Consider the following 16,770-nt stretch of genomic DNA (forward strand, 5'->3'; position numbering starts at 1 on the left):
AGAGGGGAAAGCAGCTGCTAACAGGTGTTGTTTCAACTATAGGAGTGCCTTCGCAGGCTGGTCATTGTGCTTTTGTTGAGATCGGGGCGGTGTACAGGGGGCAAATTCAGCCAGAGTCACAAGCTGACTTGAAGCGGTTCACACTCCTGCAACTAAACCGCCCACGCGGGAAAATGCTTTGCAGGAATGTGCTCTCTGTCGAAGATTATGGTGCAGGAGTTCTCTATGGCGCCGGGTGCCACTGCTGGCATTTGTGACCGGAAGCACAGGAGCCTGGCCGGGGCGTCAGGGATCCATCATGGTCGGGCCGGCTTCCTTAAGGAAGTTATAGAACCAGGTTTTGGCGGTGATATCGCCAATCTCGGTGTGCGCATAAACAAACACTTCCTGATTAGGCACCTGAAAAGGCAATTCAAGCAGGCGACCGTTGCCACGACGGATGTAGATTTTGGCGGCAGCGGAGGGCAGCGTTACCAGCAGTTCGCTGGAAGCGATCAGCTCACCCAATGCCGCAAAATGGGGCACTTCCAGCGCGATATCCCGTTCCAGTCCAAACTCTTTCAGCCGGTCTTCCACGATATGGTGGCCGCTGGTGGCGGCGACGAGCACATGCTGCTCCTGCATATAGGCTTCCAGCGAAAGCGTTTCGCCAATGCGCGGATGATGCTCGTTCAGCAGGCAGACGTAGCGTTCATACAGAATCAGCTCGCGCTGTGCGGAGGAGACGGTCTCGTTGCGGTTGCAGATTGCCGCATCGATCTTGCCGGTAAGCAGCCAGTCATTGAGTTTGAGGGTGTCCACGGCGATGACCTCTAACTGGATGCCGGGTGCCACCCCCGCAGCGCGGCGACCAGTCTTGGCAGCAACAGCAACTGCCCCAGGTCAGTCAGGGCCAGGCGAAACTTGTGCCTTGAACTTGCCGGGATAAAGTTACGGGTATCGGCGACGGCTTTCTCAATCCCGGTCAGGGATTTTTTGAATACCTTATAGAGCTGCACGGCCGTGGGAGTAGGTTCCATTCCGGCCCGGCTTCGTTTAAACAGCTCATCGCTGGTCTCATTACGCAGGCGGGATAAGGCATAGCTGACGGAGGGCTGGGTGATAAACAGGCGTTCGGCTGCGCCGCTGACGCTGCGCGTTTCGTAGATCGCCGTGAAGACGCGAACCAGATTAAGATCCATCATAAGTTTGTCCTATAGATGATATCTATAAACGGAGATTTAAATTATCTATTTGAACTATTTTAGACTTCTTTATACCATCCACACCATCAAATTTTGATATGTTGCATAATTTTTTGCATATCACCATTTTTACCAAAAAAAACAATAATTTATAATAAATTCATCGCGCAAGTGGCGGCGGTCCTGAAGGGCTGCCCGTCGGGGAGAGAGCAAGTGAAAGGCGAAATCGTAGAGGTCATCATCGACTGGATTGAAGAACATCTGGACGATGGATTAAATATTGAGGCTGTAGCAGCACGGTCTGGCTACTCTAAATGGCACCTTCAGCGGGCATTTAAAGAGAAAAAAGGCATGACTTTAGGCACCTTTATCCGCTGTCGCCGGTTGGATGAAGCCGCCAAAAGCCTGGTCAGTTCTCATAAAACCATCATGACGATTTCCATGGACCTGGGGTTCTCCTCCCAGCAGTGTTTCCAGCGCGTATTTAAAAAGCATTTCAACGTGACGCCAAGAGACTATCGCAACCAGCATCGTGAATTTCACTGAGTCAGCGTAGCCGGGCCATACTCTTACCCTGAACCTGAAGACATAACCATGAAAAAATATTCCCTGATACTTATCACTCTGGTGATGAGCGGCTCTGCCTTTGCCTCCTCCTCTGGCCTGCATACCCCGGGCCAGGCAAACTGCATTCCTGCCTGCCTGACCGTGGCTGTTGCCGGTAACGAACTCACTCAGGGCCTGGTTGGCTACGATCGCCAGGTTCAGCGGGTGATGAGGCAGGTTAGCGAAGTGGGTCCTGTAGGCGCGGTCAGCTACTCCGTTCAAGCAGAGTAAAGCTTTTCCCGATGTAAAATCCCTTAAATTCCGGTCAGCCAGCGCCGGACTATGCAAAATTTAACATTTCCTCGGGTATACTGACGCCCGTGTTGAATTGTTTACGGGATGCTATGGAACGTTTCGCTGAAAATCTTATTTATGCTTCGCGCTGGTTACTGGCACCGATCTACATCGGACTGTCGCTGGGCTTGCTGGCGCTGGCTATCAAATTCTTCCAGGAAGTCTTTCACCTGCTGCCAAACGTGCTGGCGATGGCGGAAAACGATCTGGTGCTGGTCCTGCTGTCGATGATCGACCTGACGCTGGTAGGGGGACTGCTGGTGATGGTGATGCTTTCCGGATACGAAAACTTCGTCTCAAAACTGGATATCGCCGACCATAAAGAAAAACTTAGCTGGCTGGGCAAGATGGATTCCGGCTCGCTGAAAAACAAAGTTGCGGCTTCCATTGTCGCTATCTCCTCCATTCACCTGCTGCGGGTGTTTATGGATGCGCGGAATATTCCTGACAATAAGCTGCTGTGGTACGTCATTATTCATCTGACCTTTGTCCTTTCAGCTTTTGTGATGGGCTACCTCGACAGCCTCTCCCGCAAAGAGAAAGCCAGCAGTCACTGATACCCTCCGCTGCCCGGACCATCCGGGCACCGTCACTCTTTTTTCCTTACTCCGGGTAGTTTTGCTTGCATCCGCAGGGCCAGATCGCATAAAAAGCGGTGAAGAAAATTGACCACACGCCGGTTCGAAAAATTTGTGGCCGTAAAACTCCCTGAAATCCCAACCCGATGCCGTTATTCACTGAATAACTTCTGGCACTTTCATTGCATGATTTCACCAGGGGCAGCAAAAGTGGCTCATTGTGAATACTGAGGACGGAAATGCCAGATGATTAGTCGTCGCCGGTTGATACTGGGAACTGGCGCTACACTGTTAGCCATGACTACCGGAAAACTGTTTGCCAGAGAAGACATTATGCCTCTCTGGCAGGATGAACCGCCGGGCGGAGGCGGTCCCAGCGGAGACCTTCACGTCTCTGCCAATGGCTCATGGTCCAATATTGTCAGCCCGGCAATCCAGCGCTTTCAGCCTGAAAACCCTAACGGATCGGCCGTGCTGATTGCCGCAGGTGGCGGCTATCGCTGGATTGGTATGGGAGGGGAAGCCTGGCCCGTCGCGCGCTGGCTGAATGCCCGTGGCTATACCGCCTATGTGCTGAGCTACCGCCTGCCCCGTGAAAAGTGGCATGCGGGCAGCCTTGCTCCCCTGCAGGATGCGCAGCGGGCTATCCGGCTGGTGCGTTCAATGGAAAGAAAAGTGCATCTGCTGGGCTTCTCAGCGGGCGGGCATCTGTTTGGCATGGCTGCCGCACGTCCTGATTTTGAGACTTATGCGCCTCAGGATGCGCTGGATAGCGTGGTGCCGGTGGTTGACAGCGTGGGGTTGATCTACCCGGTTATCACCCTGGAGCCGCCTTACACCCATACCAATACGCATTTGCAGATGGTGGGGAAAAATCCCTCAGCAAAGAAGGAAGCGGAATGGTCCGTGGAAAACTTCGTCACCCGAAAATATCCGCCGACGTTTCTGGCTCAGGCCGAGGACGATCCCATCTCCAATCCGCACAATACTGTGATCATGCACGACACCTGCCGCAGAATGGGTGTGCCGGTAGAGCAGATCAACATCACCCGTGGCGGCCATGGCTTTGGCCTCGGCAAAGCCGGCACGCCAGCAGCCATCTGGGATGAAGCTTATGCAATCTGGCTGGATTCCCGTCGGTAAAACGCACTGAAAAGGTGCGTTTTTTACTGAGGTTGTCATAAAAACTGCGTCAGGCTCATAAATAAGCTTATTTGTAATAAAAGATCGATTTTATGTTCGTATCTGGACTTTGGCTTAGCTGAAGCCTATATTTGGACAATATATCGTCATTTTTTATCGGAAGCCCAGATATGAGCTATAACCCATCAGATTCAGCCCTTAAAAAAATAGAGGCTATTCAGCAACTGCTTAACGATTTGAACAAGGAAGTTGCACAGGAATCTGGGGGAGCTTCTTCATTAATACGATATCAGATTGACTCATTTCCACAGCTTGGGCAGCAGCTAAACGCCCGACGGAAAACCCTGGGCATAGAGTTAAGCCATCTGGAGCTGCAAACGGGCGTTTCCTTATCGACACTAAAACGGCTGTTTAATGATCCGGCCCAGGTAAAGTTTGCCACTGTTCATCAGGTTGCTAAGACACTGGGGGTGACATTGTGCGCCGTTGTCTGAACGTCTGGCTTTATGGCGAGTGCATAGGGCAGTTAAGTCAGGATAATGAAGGGTATTTATTCGATTACTGTCAGGGATACAGAGGCCCCGCTTTATCTCTTAGCTTGCCGATCAACGGTGGGCCCTTCCGGCGACCTGTCCTTCATCCCTATTTTGCATCTCTGGCGCCCGAAGGATGGTTAAAAAAGCGTTATAGTCGGCTGCAAAAACTGGATGAGCAGGATCTGTTTGGCCTGTTACTGCAAAATGGGGAAAACTTGTTGGGTGCGGTGCAACTGACCGCAGAGGGGAAGAGATGAAACGCTGTCGGATCCTGATGACGCCGCTTTCAGGGCAAAAGGAGCTGGCGTTGGGCTATTCGGCTAACGGGTTGAAAAAGCTGGCCGGTTCCGCCAAAGTCACCCCTCAACTGCCCTTCACCCGCGAACAATTTGTTCATGAACTGCCGAAAAAGCAGCAAGGGATGAGTATTTCCGGCTATCAGCCAAAACTGCAACTGGTGCTCAAAGATGACCAGTTTGCTGTGGTGGATCATCAGGGAGAGTTTATCCTCAAACCTTCCCCGCCTGAGTTCCCACAGTTAGCGGAAAATGAGCACGCCACCATGACGGTGATGAGCAGGCTGGGTTTTACCGTTCCGGCTCACGGGCTGCTGAGGTTTCATTTGGCAGAGAACGGTGAACAACCTGAGTTTGCGTTTGTGATAAAGCGTTTCGATCGTCATCCAGCTACAGGAGCACCATTGCATCAGGAACAGCTTGATGCAGCGATGGATATCGGTGAGAAATACGGTAAAACGCGCAATGACGGTAAGCAGTATGTTAGCTATGAGCGGCTGGCGCTGTTTCTGATTGAGAAGGTCAATGACAACCTCTCTTTTAAAATGGATCTGTTTCGTCGTATTGCTTATGCCTGGCTGCTGGGCAATAACGATATGCATCTCAGAAACTTTGGTCTTTTACTGCCTGTGGCCGGGCGGCCCCTGCTGGCGCCTGTTTATGATTTTGTCTCTGTAGCGCCTTATCCGGACTATTTCAACGCGAGCTATCTGGCGCTGCCCTTGCTGATCCGTGAAGAGGGTGAAGGGGAACTCGCTGAAGGATTCAAAACGGCTTACGGTGAATATATTGGCATGGATTTCCTGGCGCTTGGCCTCAGCATGGGGCTAAGCCATGCACTGGTCATCAGCCTGCTTTCCAGTCTGATGAAGGAAGCTGAGCTGGTGGTCGGGGTTTATAACAGTTCATTTATGCAGGCAGAGGCCGTTGAAAGAACCCTGAAGTGTTATCAGCAGCGGCTTAAAAGATTGCAAATAATTGATGAACCGCTGATTTAAGTTCTGAAATTCCAGGCACAGGGGGAAGACCCCCCTTTTTCCTCAGCGATAATAAACCGCGATGTACTGATTATTGACGCGTTCAATGCTGACCTGAGTATCAAAAATCGCCTCAATTCTTTGCGGCGTCATGATCGTTTCGGGCGGGCCGCGAAACAGAATTTTTCCCTCCTTCATTGCGATGATATGGTCGGAATAAGCCGAGGCGAAGTTGATGTCGTGGATCACCAGCACAATGGTTTTTTGCAGTTCGTCGGCGGCCCGCCGTAGCTGCTTCATCATTGCCACACTGTGTTTAATATCCAGATTGTTCAACGGCTCATCCAGCAGCACATATTTGGTATCCTGACACAGCACCATCGCCACAAAGGCTCGCTGCCGCTGGCCGCCGGATAACTCATCAAGATAGCGATCCTTCAGCGGTTGCAGCTCCAGAAAGGCCATCGCTTTTTCAATGTGCTGGTGGTCTTCTGCGGTAAGACGGCCCTGCGACCAGGGATAGCGACCAAAACCCACCAGGTCATACACCGTCAGGCGGCTGGTAAAATGGTTCTCCTGACGGAGAATGGAGAGCACGGTTGCCAACTCTTTGCCCGGCGTTTTTTCCACGTCCAGCCCGTTGATGGAGATGCTGCCGGCATCCGGCGTCAGCAGGCGGCTCATCACCGACAGCAGCGTGGATTTGCCTGCGCCATTAGCGCCAATAATGGAGGTGATGCCGCCTTCCGGCAGAGATTCACTGACCTGGTCCAGCACGGTGGTCTGATGGTATTTTTTTACAACACCGCTAATTTCAATCACAACGACGCCTTCTTAATCAACAGGTAGAGGAACAGCGCGCCGCCAGTGAACTCAATCACCACCGACAGCGTTCCTGACATATTCAACAGACGTTCCAGAATCAGCTGCCCCCCGACCAGGATAATTATGCCGGTCAGGATCACCCCTGGCAGGAGATACTGATGACGGTGCGATCCGATGATCTGGTAAGTCAGGTTTGTCACCAGCAGGCCCAGGAAGGTCAGTGGGCCAACCAGCGCGACGGAAACCGCCACAAGGAGCGAAACCAGCAGCAGAATAGTCATCACTTTTTGCTGATAAGGCACGCCCAGATTGATGGCGGCATTCCGGCCTAAAGCGAGCACATCCAGTACGTGGCGCAGCCGCCAGATGATGACGGCCATCAGCAGCACTATCGCTGCCGCCAGTGCAATAATCTCCGGGGCCGCGCGGGTAAAGGTGGCAAAAAGGCGGCCCTGCAGAACAGCGAATTCTCCCGGTGCCAGCAGCCGTTGCAGCAGGCCCGACAGGCTGCGAAACAGGGTGCCAAAGACCAGTCCTGCCAGCAGCACTTTATGCAGATCGACGCCCAGACCGGACAACAGCCAGCGATAAAGCGCGACAGAAAAGAGCAGCAGCAGCAGCGATTCGCAGAGAAACTTGCCCAAAATCCCCAGCGCACGAAATCCGTCTGCATCAATAAAGAAGATCAGCATCGTCTGGATCAGGATAAACAGCGCTTCCAGCCCCATTATTGAGGGGGTCAGAATGCGGTTACTGGTTACCGTCTGGAACAGCAGGGTCGCCACGCCGGCAGCGAAGGCCACCAGCAGCATGGTCGCCAGGATCAGGCCGCGATGCACCAGGATGTAACCCAGGTTGCCACCCAGATTCACGGTCATAAACAGCACAATAACGGCCAGAGCCAGGGCGCTGAGCAGCCACAACCGCCTGACGGGAGAGGGCAGAGAAGGGCGCGAAGTTATCCCTTCAGAAGAGGTGGCACTAACCTGCATGTTTTGGCTTCCTTAGCAGCAGGAACAAAAAAACCATCGCCCCAATTGCCCCGAGGATCACGCTGGCGGGTATTTCAAACGGCCAGACAATCAGGCGACCAGCGATATCGCACAGCACCACCAGGCCACCGCCACACAGAGCAACCCAGGGAATAGTGCGGCGCAGGTTATCCCCCATCGCCAGGCTGACAATGTTCGGCACAATCAGGCCGAGGAACGGCAGAACGCCAATCACCACTACCACCACACCGCTGATGACCGAAACGATCGCCATCCCGGTGAGCATAATGTACTGGTAGTTCAGGCCCACATTGACGGAGAACTCACGGCCCATTCCGGCCACGGTGAACCGGTCGGCAATCAGCATCGCCAGCACCGTCAGGCCGCCGACCATCCACAGCAGCTCATAGCGACCCTGTAAGACGCCGGAGAAATCGCCGGATTCCCAGCCGCTCAGCGACTGTAACAGGTCAAATTCCATGGCGAGAAACGTGGTAACGGCACTGAAGATGGCACCGAGCATCATTCCGGTAAGCGGCACCATCAGCGGCGATTTGATGCGCATTCGCTGAAGCAGCGTCATAAACAGTGCGGTGCCCACCAGGGCAAAAAGCACGGCGACAACCATTTTCAGCAGCACGGAAGCGGCAGGGTTCACAATCATCACCAGCAGCAGGCCAAGACTGGCTGACTGCGTTGTTCCGGCAATTGAAGGCTCAACAAACCGGTTTTGCGTCAGCATCTGCATGATCAGGCCCGCCACGCTCATAGCGCTGCCGGCCAGCAGCAGGGCCAGCGTGCGGGGAACACGGCTGATCAGAAAGATGTCGCGCATGTCCGCATCTGTCCAGATCCCACGCCATGTCATCTGGCCCGCGCCGATAAAGAGACTGCATGTCATCAGGCCCAGCAATGCTGCCAGGCCCACGACCAATGGGAAGCTTTTCATCACGGGGAATTACTGTCCTGCCTGATCCAGCGAGACGTTAATTTTGTCCATCAGCTGAGTGTAGCTTTGCACACCACCGGCGATGTACAGCGAAGCAGAGTCGAGATACACCACCTGCCTGTTCTTCCAGGCATGGGTTTTGCGGATCAGCGGGTTATCCAGCACCTGCTGCGCGGATTGTCCCTCTTTACGGCCAATCGCACTGTCACGATCCAGCACGAACAGCCAGTCCGGATTGGTCTGCAGAATAAATTCGGAAGAGACTACATTACCGTGGCGGCCAGTCTGCTTAAAGCTGGTGGCCGGTTTGAAGCCCAGCGCATCATAGACAAACCCAAAGCGGGAGCCGGGCGTGTAGGCTGACATTTTGCCGCCGTTGATCATAATCACCATCGCGCTGCCCGCTTTGGCGGATTTACCTTTGATTTCAGCGATTCTGGCGTTGAATCCGGCCATCAGGGCAGTAGCCTGCTGCTGTTTTCCGAAAATGGCGGCCAGTTGTTCCGTACGCTGGGTCAGGCTGGCAACGAAGTGCTCCGGATCAACATCCAGCGCAATGGTCGGCGCGATTTCACTGAGTTTGTCATAGGCATCACGGGCGCGGCCGCCCGCAATGATCAGGTCAGGTTTGGCATTAACCAGCGCTTCATAATCCGGCTCAAACAGCGTTCCTGCATTCAGATAATCGTCACCCTGATATTTCGCCAGAAAGCCGGGCAGATGGGCGCTGTTTTTTGGCACGCCGGCGACCGGAATAGCCAGCGCATCTGCGTTATCCAGCGTGGCGGGATTGAGAATAATCACCTTTTTGGGATTGAGCGGAACCTGGGTGGTGCCCTGAGCATGCTCAATACTGAGCTGGCCCTTCTGTTCCTCTGCCACAGCCCACTGGCTGCTGATGATCAACAGGCCAGTAGCCACCAAAGATGAGATCCACGCTGAACGCAATTTCATTTTCTCTCCTGAAAGTGAATGTAACAATTAGTTGAATACTAATGATTCGTATTACGAATTGTTTCAATCATACCCGATAAAGAGCGGGAATAGACAGGCTTTTTGGCGGGTGACGCCAACGACCTTTAAAGTTTTGCGCCGCCAGGGCGATAACGATGCTGTATACAGAGACAGAAAGCACAAGACGTGTTTTCTCCTGATACCGAGTTCTTCTCGCGTATGGAACATGCCTTAAGCCCTCTTTAACCACACCAGAAACCACCCCCCACACCTGCATTGTTAATATAAAAAAATAGAAGGTCACCACACCATGTTTTCATTAATGGCAATGATGAAGCGCCTTTCAGCGTTTCTGTTCCGCCGTAAAAGTCAGCCCGCAAACGGGACTTTTCACAGCCAGCGCCTCCCTGCCTCACTTGCAACGGCGGGATTAAGCAACAAGGCATCCGGTATTTTAATGGCCTTTGTGCCCCCGTATGCCGATTTCCAGCAGGTCAGCCAGGCATGGCAACGCTTTACCTCCCCCCGTTTGACGGTTATCACGCTTTCCTCGAATGGCGCGCTAAGCAGCAGCGGTAAAGAGACCACCTATTGTGAAGGTCATGGAGAGGAAGGAAGCTGGCTCTGGCTGCCCGAAAGCCTGATATCCCGCCATGAGACTCATGTTATCGATTTGCACGTCACGGACACGCATACCGCTGCTGACCGAATCAACGCCATTCAGCGCGAACTGGCGTCGATGACCGTGCGAATGCCCCTCTCCTCCGATCGCACTTTCGCGATGATTTATTGCGATGGCCTCTCGGCGTCTGAAGGTTTCCTGATGCAGGCCTGGTATAACTGCGGGCGTTTTCCCTGCCTGGCGATCGGCGGGTCGGCTGGCGGCAAAATTGAGTTTGACGGCACCTGGATTGGCGTGGGTGGAAAGGTGTTGCAGGGGAAAGCCGTGATTATTTTCTGTCAGATGGCTGCAGGAAAATCTTTCGCGCCCTTTAAAAGCCAGAACTTTACCCCTCGTGACCAGAGCTGGCTGATTGCAGAGGCCGATCCGGTTGCCCGTACGGTAACCTCGGTCTTTGATCGCCAGGGCCAGCAGGTACGCTTTACCGAAGCGCTGGCAACATCCCTGGGGTGCAATGAGCAGATGCTCAGTGAACGTCTGAAAGGGCTGACATTTGGGGTGAAAGTGGGGGAGGAATTTTTCATCCGCTCTGTCGCTAAAATTGAACCTGGCAGCGTGCAGTTCTTCTGCGATCTGGAGTTTGGGGATCGCCTCTATTTGCTGGAAGAGACGGATTTTAAGCAGACTACGCGGCAGGACTGGCAGACCTTTATCGCTAAACGAGGCAGGCCGGCAGCGATCCTGATGAATGACTGTATTCTGCGGCGGGCAGGCAATGAGGGTCAGTTGCATAATGCACATTTTTTCAAGGGCTTACCTGCGGCTGGCTTCTCCAGCTTTGGTGAAATCCTGGGCGTGCCTATCAATCAGACATTATCAGCGCTGGTTTTTTTCAATCATGATGTCAAAGCGATGACGCAGTTCCCGGTTGAATACGCTGGCTATGCAGGGCATTACGCCCAGCGTGCGCTGCGCCGTTGGGAAGCGCTGAACAGTATCCAGACCCGCGTGCTTAACCGGGTAATCTCTTATCAACAGGAGATCTCACCGTTGATGGCGGCCCTGCCGATGCTGGAAGCGGCTACGCAAAATCAAAACGAGACGTTAGGCATGGCGGAAACCAGTATCCGCGCACTGAGCAGCATTGCTCTGCGGAGCCAACAGGCGCAGAGCCGCCTGGAGGAGGGGCTGGACGACCTGGAGAAAATTTCCATGGGCATTAACCACATCACCAGCGGCATCAGCGACATTGCATTCCAGACTAATTTGCTTTCGTTGAACGCCGCAGTTGAGGCTGCACGGGCAGGAGAAGCGGGGCGGGGGTTTGCGGTCGTGGCGGGTGAAGTCCGCAGGCTGGCGCACTCTTCAAAAGAGCAGGCCGACTCCACGGCAGGGAATATCAACGAGGCGGTAGAAACTATTGCGCGGATCCGCATCGTTGCCAGTGAAACGGTGGCAACCTCTACCGAGATGGCTGAGCGCAGCATCACGGCGGCGGATGCGATAGCCGCTATGAGCCAGAAGACCAACAACGAGCGGGAGAGTATTGCGAAGCATCTTGGCAGCCTGCGCACGCTGACGGAGGGAATGGATGCCATGCAGGATGCCGTAGTGCAACTGACCGTGCTGCAAAAACTCTCCACTGCAAATCAAAAAGCGTAGCGATCTATCTGGCCGGGCAACCATGCTGCCCGGCCATTCAGACTTACTCCGGTTGCGCGGAAGGGAGAACCGGTTTGATCGCCACAGGTTTTAAGCCAAACAGGGCGGAAAGTAGTTTGCTTCTTTTCACCATGTAATAGAGCAGGAAGCTGACAGCCAGCCCAATCGAGGTAATCAGCGCTACGTAGATAATGGCGTTTTCCTTCGCCACCCAGGCATCTGCAAGGTAAGAGAAAGAGATCACCACCGGGTAGTGCATGATGTAAACGACCAGCGCCGAATCCACCACCAGTTTGACTAATCTGCTCTCATTGATGCGTATTTTTTCAAAGAAAAATACCAGCCAGAAAGAGATCAGCACGGAGAAAACGCTGGCGATAAGGGTGGGGATATATTTCATCACCCCTTCAATATGGTTATGCAGCGTGTAATAGAACGCCAGGTATGTCACCAGCCCCATTGGCAGAACAAACCAGCTGCTGAGGATCCAGCTGCTTTTAATTTGCGGGATTTTATCCCGGTTAACATATAAAGCATACCCAGCCGCATAATAGATAAAGAAACGCGCCGTTACGGGAACTAATGCCACAAATTCGCCCATATCTTTGACCACATATTTCACGGCAAAGAACAGGTTACAGCTAATAATAATGGCAGCCACAACCACCGGCAGCGGCAGGGATCTGAACAGCGCGGCAATTTTGTCACAGAGGCTGACCGGAACAATCAGTGACATTACCGACAGCGACACCAGGAACCAGAGATGATGCAGCATGGTCCAGGAGTTTACCAACCCCGAGAGGGCTAATGGGTTGCCTTTAATAGAGGCTGTGATGAGATACATCAGCGGGGGAATAAATAAAAATGCCCCCACCAGTGGCAACAGCACGCGTTTTTTTCGGTTATCAATAAAGAAATCCCGACCCTTTCTCAGAATGACCATGGCTGAGAACATGCCGGAGAGAAAGAAAAAGGCCTCCATGCGAAAAGCATGAACAAATTCAATCAGCGAAGAAAAAGCGATTGATTCATTTTTGTTGGCGACGTAGTACCAGTAATTACCACTGCCGGGCAGGCTTCTTGCTGCATGATAGAGCACGCCCTCCAGAATCAGCACGGCGCGTAAAAAGTCCAGGCCGATATTTCTTCGCGCTAAAAACGGTGAGGTATCCATAACTTTGCCTTAATAACTGTCTGTCAATTTTAAGCTGGACCTGGCGTCAGATTTCGCAGTCGATATTCTCATTGCGCATAATGATGTGAGGTCCTGATTCCCTGGAAGAGTGTAACTCCTGTAGAGTGCGGAGAATAATATCATCGTTATGATTAAGGTTTACTGGCTGACGTAGAAATCAGAAAAACGCTAATAACTTACCTGAAGTTATTATGGTGCTCTCACTAAAAGTAATGAAATTTCAGAGCCGAAATTAATTTTATTAACTTGTTGTAATTATTCTTTATTTGTTTTTATTTTTTAGGTTTTTGCCATTGGCTTTACACAGAGAATCTGTGGATTCCACCAGTTTTACTTATGTAGCGTCCTGGTAAATTTCTCAAAACCAGGAGGATTAATGCTGATGAAATCAGAAGGGAGTGTTAATAAATTTCTCCTGGACTGTGCGTTTTCATTTCAGTATATCCTTTTGCGCTGCACGCATCTGGCGCAGATAAGAAGGGTCATTTAACTGGCCTGCGGCCCTTAAACAGGTACAAAAACGCAGTATAAATCGGAATTTGATCATTCATTTATCCTCCCGGAAATGATAAATTTCCGCCTTATTGTTTTGAATTACCCTTTCCCTGAGATGATTCAGGGTTTACTTAGCCCCCGGCTGCTACCAGGCAAAGGTTTTATATGTTCAAACAGATCGCGATCCCGCTACTGGCGCTTCTGCCATTGCTTTCACAGGCAAAAAACATCGACGGCGGTATGATTATCGAAGCCTATGGCGGATCCAGTACGGCGGGGGTGATGGCGGTCAGAAAAGAGAATGGCCGGCTGAAGAATGTGGTCACCAGAGAGAATGAAATACATTTCCTGAGCGATTTTCTGCAGAAAAAATATGGCAAGAGCATTGAAGTTATCAATAAAGGCCAGCCTTCGGCGCAGGCAATAGAATTACTTAACGGCACTTACAAATATAAAAATAATGGGCTGTGGGCGGATGAAATGAAAAAATCCAAAGCCAGGCTGATTATTCTGAACTTCGCCACCAATGATGCGCGGCACTATCATTTTAAAGATGCAAAACCGGATTACGTGTTAAGCCCGGATCAGTATGAAAAGGTCATGACCGAACTGATCACTATTGCCCGCGATAACGGCAAACAGGTGGTCTTGCAGGAGCCGCATCCGCTGTGCGGTAAAGCAGTATCATGGAATATTTCGCCCTACAGCGCCAGGCTGGACGCTGTCGCTAAAACCTTGTCCGTGCCGCTGGTTAAACAGTATCAGCGTATTCAGGAGATACCGGGCTGGCAGTCGATGATGTCGCCGGATTGCATTCATCCCTCCAGCGAGCTTTATAAAATCAAGGCTGAAGAAACCTGGAAAGTCATTGATGATAACTTCGCTACCCTGATGGCCAGACGCTGAAGTGAAGCCATAAAAAAAGCCAGCATCAGCTGGCTTGTTCAGATCAGGCAAAGCGTTAACGCATGGTAACGAACTCTTCCGACCCGGTAGGGTGGATCGCCACGGTGTTGTCGAAGTCTTTCTTGGTGGCACCCATTTTCAGTGCCACGGCGAAGCCCTGCAGCATTTCATCCATGCCGTAGCCGATGCCGTGGATGCCCACAATCTTCTCATCTTTGCCCACGCAAACCAGCTTCATACGGCAAGGCTGACGGTGCTGAGTCACTGCGGTATACATGGCGGTGAAAGAAGACTTATATACTTTCACTTCGTCCTCACCGTACTGCTCACGCGCTTCCGGCTCGGTCAGGCCTACCGTACCTATTGGCGGGTGGCTGAAGACCACGGTAGGCACATTGCTGTAATCCAGGTGCTCTTCCGGCTTGTTGTTAAACAGGCGCTCTGACAGGCGGCGGCCAGCAGCTACCGCCACCGGGGTCAGCTCTACCGCACCGGTGTTATCACCCACCGCGTAAATGCCAGCTACGTTGGTATTCTGGTATTTATCGACGCTGATGTAGCCCTTTTCGTTCAGCTTCACGCCGGTAACGTCCAGGTTCAGGTTATCGGTCATTGGCTCACGACCAATGGCCCACACCAGGCAGTCAACCGTCTGCGCTTCGCCATTTTCCAGTTGCAGAGTCAGGCTGCCGTCAGCGTTTTTAATCACGGCTTTTGGCACAGATTCGGTATGCAGCGTCGGGCCTTCGGCGTTCATCACTTCCACCAGCGTCTCAACGATCAGCGGATCGAAAGTACGCAGTGGCGCATGCTTGCGCACAAACAGGTGCGTTTCAGAACCCAGCGCGTTTACCACGCCAGCGATCTCAACGGCGATATAGCCTGCGCCCACCACGGCGGTACGTTTTGGCAGGTCATCCAGCTCAAAGAAACCGTCGGAATCAATGCCATATTCCGCACCCGGAATGGAAGGATGGGTAGGGCGCCCACCGGTAGCGATCAGGATATTATCGGCGGTAATTTTTTCGCCGTTAACTTCAACGGTATGCGCATCCACAAAGCGGGCATAGCCTTTGATCACGTCAACGTTGTTTTTACCCAATACGTTGTCATAAGAGGTATGAATGCGGTCGATATAGGCGCTGCGGTTCTTAACCAGCGTTGCCCAGCTGAAATGGTTCACGGTGGTATCGAAACCGTAATCCGGGCCGTACTGGTGGATAGCTTCAGCGATCTGTGCCGCGTGCCACATCACTTTCTTGGGAACGCATCCGACGTTCACACAGGTGCCGCCGAGGTCTTTAGCTTCGATCAACGCGCATTTCTGGCCATACATAGCCGCGCGGTTAATAGAGGCGATACCGCCGCTGCCGCCGCCAATGGCAAGGTAGTCATAATGTCTGGTCATCGGAAATTCCATCAGTCAGTGAAATGAATTGGCAGTAGTGTAACGCCAGTCGGTTAAATGCCGCAAAGTTTGCGTCTATGATTGTGATAGGGCAGCCGCCTGAAAATCGGTAATAATCATAAATTACTGCGACAGACCTCACTTTTTTCGCACTTTACTGGCAAAGAGAGACCGGATGGAACTGCTTTTTTAGGAACGGGTGCAGGCACGCCCAGCCGCCAGCGTAACGTCACCAGCATTGCGCTGAATCTGCACGGCGCGCGCAGCGGCTGCTGGTTGTTTGACTGCGGCGAAGGTACTCAGCATCAGATCATGCGCTCACGTACCAGAACCGGCAAATTAGAGAAAATTTTTATCACTCATCTGCACGGCGATCATATTTTTGGCCTGCCGGGGCTGCTGACCAGCCGTTCGATGAATGGCGTCAGCGACACCCTGACGGTTTACGGGCCAAAAGGCATTAAAACCTTTATTGAAACCACCCTGAGCCTTAGCGGCTCCTGGCTGACCTTCCCGCTGGAAATTGTGGAGATCGAAGCGGGTATGCTGTTTAACGATGAGCATTTTCGCGTGACGGCTTATCCCCTTACTCACCCGGTGGAGTGTTACGGTTTTCGTATTGAAGAGCATGAAAAACCCGGTGCACTGGATGCCGAAGGCTTGCTGGCCGCAGGCATTAAACCGGGCAAATTGTTCCAGGATCTTAAACTGGGTAAAACGGTCACCCTGGAAGATGGCCGCGTGGTGAACGGCAAAGAGTGGCTTGGATCGCCCACGCCGGGCGTGACACTGGCTATTTTTGGCGATACCAGCCCGACCACGGCTTCAGTTGAGCTGGCAGCGGGGGCTGATGTGATGGTTCATGAGGCTACGCTGGAAAAGGCGCTGGAAGAAAAAGCCAACGGGCGGGGACATTCCTCAACGGTGCAGGCGGCAACAGCAGCAAAAGAAGCAGGGGCAAAGAAGCTGATTATTACGCACCTCAGCTCGCGTTATCTGCGGGAGGATGCGGAAAGATTACTGGCGGAGTGTCGGGAGATTTTCCCCAATACCGAGATGGCGCATGATTTTTCAGTATTTGAGGTGTGAACCCGTTTTAAAGGGCGGTTAGCAAGGCCACCCGCCTTCAAAAGGGGACAAAAGCATTC

18 protein-coding genes are annotated in these 16,770 nt (G+C 52.5%); 10 read left to right on the forward strand and 8 right to left on the reverse strand.

Translation table 11 applies throughout. The features are described from left to right. Positions 1–285: 285 nt before the first annotated feature. Positions 286–801, reverse strand: a complete 516-nt coding sequence (locus tag VRC33_RS00970) for a LysR substrate-binding domain-containing protein (protein ID WP_338559944.1) — start codon at positions 799–801, stop codon at positions 286–288. Positions 802–812: 11 nt separating this feature from the next. Next, on the reverse strand, positions 813–1,184 hold the full coding sequence (locus VRC33_RS00975; protein ID WP_338559946.1) for a LysR family transcriptional regulator: 372 nt from the start codon (positions 1,182–1,184) through the stop codon (positions 813–815). 213 nt (positions 1,185–1,397) lie between these two features. Here VRC33_RS00975 and VRC33_RS00980 point away from each other — a divergent pair, with 213 nt between their 5' ends. The 7 genes from VRC33_RS00980 (at position 1,398) to VRC33_RS01010 (ending at position 5,635) form a co-directional block, all read left to right on the forward strand. Continuing rightward, the gene (locus VRC33_RS00980; protein WP_338559948.1) at positions 1,398–1,730 is read left to right on the forward strand and encodes a helix-turn-helix domain-containing protein; all 333 of its coding nucleotides are present in this window, start codon (positions 1,398–1,400) and stop codon (positions 1,728–1,730) included. Between the two features lie 48 nt (positions 1,731–1,778). Next, the gene (locus tag VRC33_RS00985) at positions 1,779–2,021 is read left to right on the forward strand and encodes a hypothetical protein (RefSeq protein ID WP_338559951.1); all 243 of its coding nucleotides are present in this window, start codon (positions 1,779–1,781) and stop codon (positions 2,019–2,021) included. Between the two features lie 113 nt (positions 2,022–2,134). After that, complete coding sequence (locus VRC33_RS00990; protein WP_338559952.1) at positions 2,135–2,641, forward strand: TIGR00645 family protein; 507 nt, start codon at positions 2,135–2,137, stop codon at positions 2,639–2,641. Positions 2,642–2,908: 267 nt separating this feature from the next. Next, entirely contained in the window at positions 2,909–3,805 is an 897-nt protein-coding gene (locus tag VRC33_RS00995; protein ID WP_338559953.1) for an alpha/beta hydrolase, read from the forward strand. Between the two features lie 170 nt (positions 3,806–3,975). Beyond that, positions 3,976–4,299, forward strand: a complete 324-nt coding sequence (locus VRC33_RS01000) for a helix-turn-helix transcriptional regulator (RefSeq protein ID WP_338559954.1) — start codon at positions 3,976–3,978, stop codon at positions 4,297–4,299. Then, the gene (locus VRC33_RS01005; RefSeq protein ID WP_338559955.1) at positions 4,284–4,598 is read left to right on the forward strand and encodes a HipA N-terminal domain-containing protein; all 315 of its coding nucleotides are present in this window, start codon (positions 4,284–4,286) and stop codon (positions 4,596–4,598) included. The genes VRC33_RS01000 and VRC33_RS01005 overlap by 16 nt, the downstream gene beginning before the upstream one ends. After that, positions 4,595–5,635 (forward strand): HipA domain-containing protein, encoded by a 1,041-nt coding sequence (locus VRC33_RS01010; RefSeq protein ID WP_338576870.1) that lies wholly within the window; start codon positions 4,595–4,597, stop codon positions 5,633–5,635. The genes VRC33_RS01005 and VRC33_RS01010 overlap by 4 nt, the downstream gene beginning before the upstream one ends. A 42-nt stretch (positions 5,636–5,677) precedes the next feature. Here VRC33_RS01010 and VRC33_RS01015 read toward each other — a convergent pair whose 3' ends face one another. The 4 genes from VRC33_RS01015 to VRC33_RS01030 are packed head-to-tail and all read right to left on the reverse strand — an operon-like array spanning position 5,678 to position 9,334. Continuing rightward, complete coding sequence (locus VRC33_RS01015) at positions 5,678–6,436, reverse strand: ABC transporter ATP-binding protein (RefSeq protein WP_338559962.1); 759 nt, start codon at positions 6,434–6,436, stop codon at positions 5,678–5,680. Then, on the reverse strand, positions 6,433–7,431 hold the full coding sequence (locus VRC33_RS01020) for an iron chelate uptake ABC transporter family permease subunit (protein ID WP_338559964.1): 999 nt from the start codon (positions 7,429–7,431) through the stop codon (positions 6,433–6,435). Before VRC33_RS01020 ends, VRC33_RS01015 begins: the two co-directional genes overlap by 4 nt. Next, positions 7,421–8,380, reverse strand: a complete 960-nt coding sequence (locus VRC33_RS01025) for an ABC transporter permease (RefSeq protein ID WP_338564404.1) — start codon at positions 8,378–8,380, stop codon at positions 7,421–7,423. Before VRC33_RS01025 ends, VRC33_RS01020 begins: the two co-directional genes overlap by 11 nt. A 9-nt stretch (positions 8,381–8,389) precedes the next feature. Continuing rightward, positions 8,390–9,334 carry a siderophore ABC transporter substrate-binding protein gene (locus tag VRC33_RS01030; protein ID WP_338559966.1) on the reverse strand — a complete coding sequence of 315 codons (945 nt, stop codon included), beginning with the start codon at positions 9,332–9,334 and terminating at the stop codon, positions 8,390–8,392. A gap of 310 nt (positions 9,335–9,644) precedes the next feature. On the opposite strand from VRC33_RS01030, the gene VRC33_RS01035 reads away from it, so the two are divergent. Further along, positions 9,645–11,618, forward strand: a complete 1,974-nt coding sequence (locus VRC33_RS01035; protein WP_338567477.1) for a methyl-accepting chemotaxis protein — start codon at positions 9,645–9,647, stop codon at positions 11,616–11,618. Positions 11,619–11,661: 43 nt separating this feature from the next. Here VRC33_RS01035 and VRC33_RS01040 read toward each other — a convergent pair whose 3' ends face one another. Beyond that, complete coding sequence (locus VRC33_RS01040) at positions 11,662–12,792, reverse strand: acyltransferase family protein (protein WP_338559968.1); 1,131 nt, start codon at positions 12,790–12,792, stop codon at positions 11,662–11,664. Between the two features lie 681 nt (positions 12,793–13,473). Here VRC33_RS01040 and VRC33_RS01045 point away from each other — a divergent pair. Further along, positions 13,474–14,214, forward strand: coding sequence for an SGNH/GDSL hydrolase family protein (locus VRC33_RS01045; RefSeq protein ID WP_338559971.1), 741 nt, complete (start codon positions 13,474–13,476; stop codon positions 14,212–14,214). A gap of 55 nt (positions 14,215–14,269) precedes the next feature. On the opposite strand, the gene gorA is transcribed toward VRC33_RS01045, so the two are convergent. Then, a complete protein-coding gene (gene gorA, locus VRC33_RS01050; RefSeq protein WP_338559974.1) occupies positions 14,270–15,622 on the reverse strand; it encodes a glutathione-disulfide reductase in 1,353 nt (450 codons plus the stop codon). A 126-nt stretch (positions 15,623–15,748) separates the two neighbouring features. Between gorA and rnz the strand changes: the two genes are divergently transcribed. Then, positions 15,749–16,711, forward strand: a complete 963-nt coding sequence (gene rnz / locus VRC33_RS01055; protein WP_338564405.1) for a ribonuclease Z — start codon at positions 15,749–15,751, stop codon at positions 16,709–16,711. The last annotated feature ends 59 nt before the right edge of the window (positions 16,712–16,770 follow it).

Origin of the sequence: Erwinia sp. E_sp_B01_1, assembly GCF_036865545.1 — a bacterium.
Classification (GTDB): Bacteria; Pseudomonadota; Gammaproteobacteria; order Enterobacterales; family Enterobacteriaceae; genus Erwinia.

Excerpts from the sequence above, each read along its gene's own strand:
- VRC33_RS00975 (WP_338559946.1), bottom strand. The coding sequence starts at position 1,184 with ATGATGGATCTTAATCTGGTTCGCGTCTTCACGGCGATCTACGAAACG.
- VRC33_RS00985 (WP_338559951.1), top strand. The coding sequence starts at position 1,779 with ATGAAAAAATATTCCCTGATACTTATCACTCTGGTGATGAGCGGCTCT.
- VRC33_RS00990 (WP_338559952.1), top strand. The coding sequence starts at position 2,135 with ATGGAACGTTTCGCTGAAAATCTTATTTATGCTTCGCGCTGGTTACTG.
- VRC33_RS00995 (WP_338559953.1), top strand. The coding sequence starts at position 2,909 with ATGATTAGTCGTCGCCGGTTGATACTGGGAACTGGCGCTACACTGTTA.
- VRC33_RS01000 (WP_338559954.1), top strand. The coding sequence starts at position 3,976 with ATGAGCTATAACCCATCAGATTCAGCCCTTAAAAAAATAGAGGCTATT.
- VRC33_RS01010 (WP_338576870.1), top strand. The coding sequence starts at position 4,595 with ATGAAACGCTGTCGGATCCTGATGACGCCGCTTTCAGGGCAAAAGGAG.
- VRC33_RS01020 (WP_338559964.1), bottom strand. The coding sequence starts at position 7,431 with ATGCAGGTTAGTGCCACCTCTTCTGAAGGGATAACTTCGCGCCCTTCT.
- VRC33_RS01025 (WP_338564404.1), bottom strand. The coding sequence starts at position 8,380 with ATGAAAAGCTTCCCATTGGTCGTGGGCCTGGCAGCATTGCTGGGCCTG.
- VRC33_RS01030 (WP_338559966.1), bottom strand. The coding sequence starts at position 9,334 with ATGAAATTGCGTTCAGCGTGGATCTCATCTTTGGTGGCTACTGGCCTG.
- VRC33_RS01035 (WP_338567477.1), top strand. The coding sequence starts at position 9,645 with ATGTTTTCATTAATGGCAATGATGAAGCGCCTTTCAGCGTTTCTGTTC.
- VRC33_RS01040 (WP_338559968.1), bottom strand. The coding sequence starts at position 12,792 with ATGGATACCTCACCGTTTTTAGCGCGAAGAAATATCGGCCTGGACTTT.
- VRC33_RS01045 (WP_338559971.1), top strand. The coding sequence starts at position 13,474 with ATGTTCAAACAGATCGCGATCCCGCTACTGGCGCTTCTGCCATTGCTT.
- gorA (WP_338559974.1), bottom strand. The coding sequence starts at position 15,622 with ATGACCAGACATTATGACTACCTTGCCATTGGCGGCGGCAGCGGCGGT.